3 protein-coding genes and 1 pseudogene are annotated in these 3,315 nt (G+C 44.0%); all 4 read right to left on the minus strand.

Translation table 11 applies throughout. The annotated features are described in order from the left end of the window. Positions 1-768: pseudogene (locus B3B27_RS07505) on the minus strand (IS3 family transposase); the annotation flags it as partial. Between the two features lie 17 nt (positions 769-785). Next, positions 786-1,067: a transposase gene (locus B3B27_RS07510; RefSeq protein ID WP_286847221.1), complete on the minus strand. Its 282-nt coding sequence runs from the start codon at positions 1,065-1,067 to the stop codon at positions 786-788. A gap of 35 nt (positions 1,068-1,102) precedes the next feature. Beyond that, complete coding sequence (locus tag B3B27_RS07515; RefSeq protein WP_286847223.1) at positions 1,103-1,885, minus strand: RHS repeat domain-containing protein; 783 nt, start codon at positions 1,883-1,885, stop codon at positions 1,103-1,105. Positions 1,886-2,446: 561 nt separating this feature from the next. Next, positions 2,447-2,941, minus strand: coding sequence for a DUF4279 domain-containing protein (locus tag B3B27_RS07520; protein WP_286847224.1), 495 nt, complete (start codon positions 2,939-2,941; stop codon positions 2,447-2,449). Positions 2,942-3,315 lie beyond the last annotated feature (374 nt).

Genomic DNA, 3,315 nt, shown 5'->3' on the forward strand with positions numbered 1-3,315 from the left:
GTTGTAAAAACCTTCAATATATGCGAAGATTGCTTGGCGGGCTTCTCCGCGTGTTTGGAAGTGCCGCCAGTGAACAGCTTCCTTTTTAAGAATGGAGAAGAAGCTTTCACTCCAGGCGTTGTCACCGGGCTTTCCAGCTCGGGAAAAGCTTTGTTGGAACCCTAAGTCTTTTAGTAACTTCTGAGTTTCTATGGCGGTATATTGCGCTCCAAGGTCACTATGGTGGATACAGTTTTTGGGTAGATGCCAGCGTTTTTTGGCTTTCTTTATGGTTTCTGTCACTAATGCAGCTTTCATGTTATCTGCCATGGTATGAGCTAAAACGATACCTGTGGCCACGTCCTTGACTTTACAGAGGTATTCAAAGCCTTCAGCGGTTTTGATGTAGCTAATATCACTTGTGATGGCCTGGAAGGGTTCACAGACATCTAGTTCGCGGACCAGGTTTGGCCATTCCTTGCCCCTGGCATTGCGGCTATCGGTTAACGAGCGCTGGCGGCGCCTATTGTGAATGGAGGAAAGGCCCAGTCTCTTCATGATGCTGGAAACCCGTTTGTACGATGCCGTGTGCCCTTGTCTCCTGAGGAGTCCACAGACACGATCGGGACCATAGGTATTCCCACTGCCGGTGAAGATCTTTGTAATGGCTGTTTCATACTTTTCTTGTTTGTTATCCCGTTTATCTTTGATTTTCAACCAGTCATAGTACGCACTAGTCGAGAAATCCAGCATATCGGCCCACTTTTTAACGGGATATTCACTGTTCTTTTGAACAAAGCGATATTTTACTTCAGATGTTTCGCAAAGTAGGCCGCTGCTTTTTTTAGCATTTCGTTTTCCATTCTCAGTTCAGCGTTTTCGATCTGGAGCTGCCGCAGCGATTCATGTTGTTCAGCCAACTTGGTCTTATCGCCCTCTTCGGTATAGATCTTTCTCCAGCTGTAAATGAGACTGATGCTAATGCCCAAGTCGGCGGCGAAAGCTTTCATCGTCTTGGGACTAGCGTAGCTTAGTTTGACGGCATTTTTCTTAAATTCTTCATCGTAGTGCTGGCGGATTTTGGACATGATTGATCTTCCTTTCAGATATTACTATCTTATCATCATGTCCGGAATTGTAACATAGACCCTTCATCGAATTCCTTCCCGGTAAACAACCCATCCAGATCAAACCCGTTACCGCTGTCTTTCCTGATCCGTTCGCCAAACGGCGTATAGTCCCCTTCCCAGATCTTGTTGCCGTGCTCATCCGTAACCGCCACCACGCTGCCCAGCATGTCCGTGTGCAGATAATAGGTCGTTACAGCCTCACCCGGTCCGTCGTCCACCCGGGCCAGCGTTTTGCCAAAGGACCATACGTAGCAATGCTCCTTTTCGCTCCCGGCAACAGCATCGTAAATGGCGTTGCCGCTCAGATCAAAGGCGTAGTATTTGACTTCACCAGGCTTTTCTTTCATCAGCCGCAGCCCGCCCGGGTCATAGGTATACTTGATCTCGATTAAGTCACTTTCAGCCAGACCCGATTTACGCACCGCCACTAGGCGATTCCGTAAATCGTAATCATATTCCCAATACTCTACCCCGTCCCCGAAGGTAGCGGTAAAGGAAACAACATCGCCGGCAATCGCGAACCTATTGCCTTTCTGCACCAGATTGCCGTTATTATCATACACATACGCGAAGCGCCCATCGGTCTTAAGCCGATCGCTGCTGGCATAATATAGATACGTTCGGGATTCTGCATAAGCGTTACTTATTTCCTCCTGGGGATAACTTATTTCTTCTTTCTCGCGGTTCCCAACTGCATCATATGTATACTTTTCTGTGTGATTAGCATCGATCGTTTTAACCTTGTTTCCATTGGCATCGTAATAAATATCCGTCATAGCCGTACGGGCAGCACCATTATAATCCTACCACGGCAGCTTCAGAATAAATATTAGCATAAAAAATCCTGACCGATCGCCTTTCAACGGCTCGGTCAGGATTCGGCTGAGTACTGATTTCTCTTTTTCATGCTCTCATTATAACTTAATTTTTATTTTTTGTGTCTCACCCTATGGGGTCATTATAAAATTCCGCTGACATCAAGTCTCTATCTCAATAAACTTAGGTTTTGCAACAGTTTCGGCCAATTTCTGAGTATTACATTGTTAGGTGTTTCGGGAATCTAGGATGCAAACTAATAATTGAAGCATTCGGAGGTCCAGCCAGTACCCCCCAGCAGTTTTTGTTTTTCAAGTAACTTAGTTCTCTCTGAAGCATTTTACCTCCCTATGTAAACGTATTATCTTCATCGATTCTCTCGCGTTTTCTTAGATTTCCTTCAAGGCAAAAAAGCCATTGCGAAACAGCACTTATCATCTGTTTTTCGTTCATAGTTCTCATCTTTGGTTGCCAGAGCGAAGAACGCCCGAATCAGCTTGCAGCACACGCAACTTCCAAACTTATGTGCCCTTTTCACACTTAAGGCTTACGAAAGTAATTTCTTTACATAGTTTACAGCACCGCATCAACAAGCTTGAATCAACATCGTAATATATGTCAATATCATATGATTCTTTTGTTATGGTAATTCTCGCAAAAACATCATCCGGTTCAATAATCTGTTGAATTTCCTTCAGTTTTGGCGAAAGTAACTGATCTATATAACTCAGATGATCAGCAACTTTATTAGATTTGACTACGCCTTTTGTCTCTATTCCCCATCGGGTATTGTATCTTGGCCGGACAACCTCTCCGATTTTTCCGTTTTTGGGATTACGCGTTTTTGATAAATACGCATCCCCTTTTCTCCACGAAGATGACGGCTGGACATTAAGTACAGTTGTAACATGATCTGGATCTAGACTGCTACCATCGCAGTTTATGCCAAAAGAGACCGATATTTCTTTGGCATCTACTTCTTCATCAAATGTAAATTCCTGCAATACTTTAATCATGGAATCACCCCCGTAAGTTGTTAATTAGCTTCAATCAATTATCCTTAAAGCAGCATAATTTGTTTATTGTACAAAGTCGTATAAGTTTCCCAAGACCGCTCCAGTATCAGGATTAAGAACATCCCCATTTTCCCAGATTTTAAAGTGAGCGTCATTACGCAAACCACAATCGTCCTTCAGCGCCTCTATGGCATATTTCCCTTGCTGCTTAGTTAGTCCAAGAATTTTTAACGTCGCATCCTTTAGCGTATTTCCCCCACTTTGAATCACTTTAGATTTCCCAGACCAAGGGTCATTTGGATCGCCAGGACTTCCCGCGCTTGAACTATTAGAATTACATAAGTCATGTACCCTGGATTCCCGTCAACTCATAA

The sequence above is a fragment of the Proteiniphilum sp. UBA5463 genome (assembly GCF_002427225.1).
Classification (GTDB): Bacteria; Bacteroidota; Bacteroidia; order Bacteroidales; family Dysgonomonadaceae; genus Proteiniphilum; species Proteiniphilum propionicum.

What these genes read in the sequence shown, in the direction of transcription:
- B3B27_RS07510 (WP_286847221.1), bottom strand. Translation starts at nt 1,067, where the DNA reads ATGTCCAAAATCCGCCAGCACTACGATGAAGAATTTAAGAAAAATGCC.
- B3B27_RS07515 (WP_286847223.1), bottom strand. Translation starts at nt 1,885, where the DNA reads ATGACGGATATTTATTACGATGCCAATGGAAACAAGGTTAAAACGATC.
- B3B27_RS07520 (WP_286847224.1), bottom strand. Translation starts at nt 2,941, where the DNA reads ATGATTAAAGTATTGCAGGAATTTACATTTGATGAAGAAGTAGATGCC.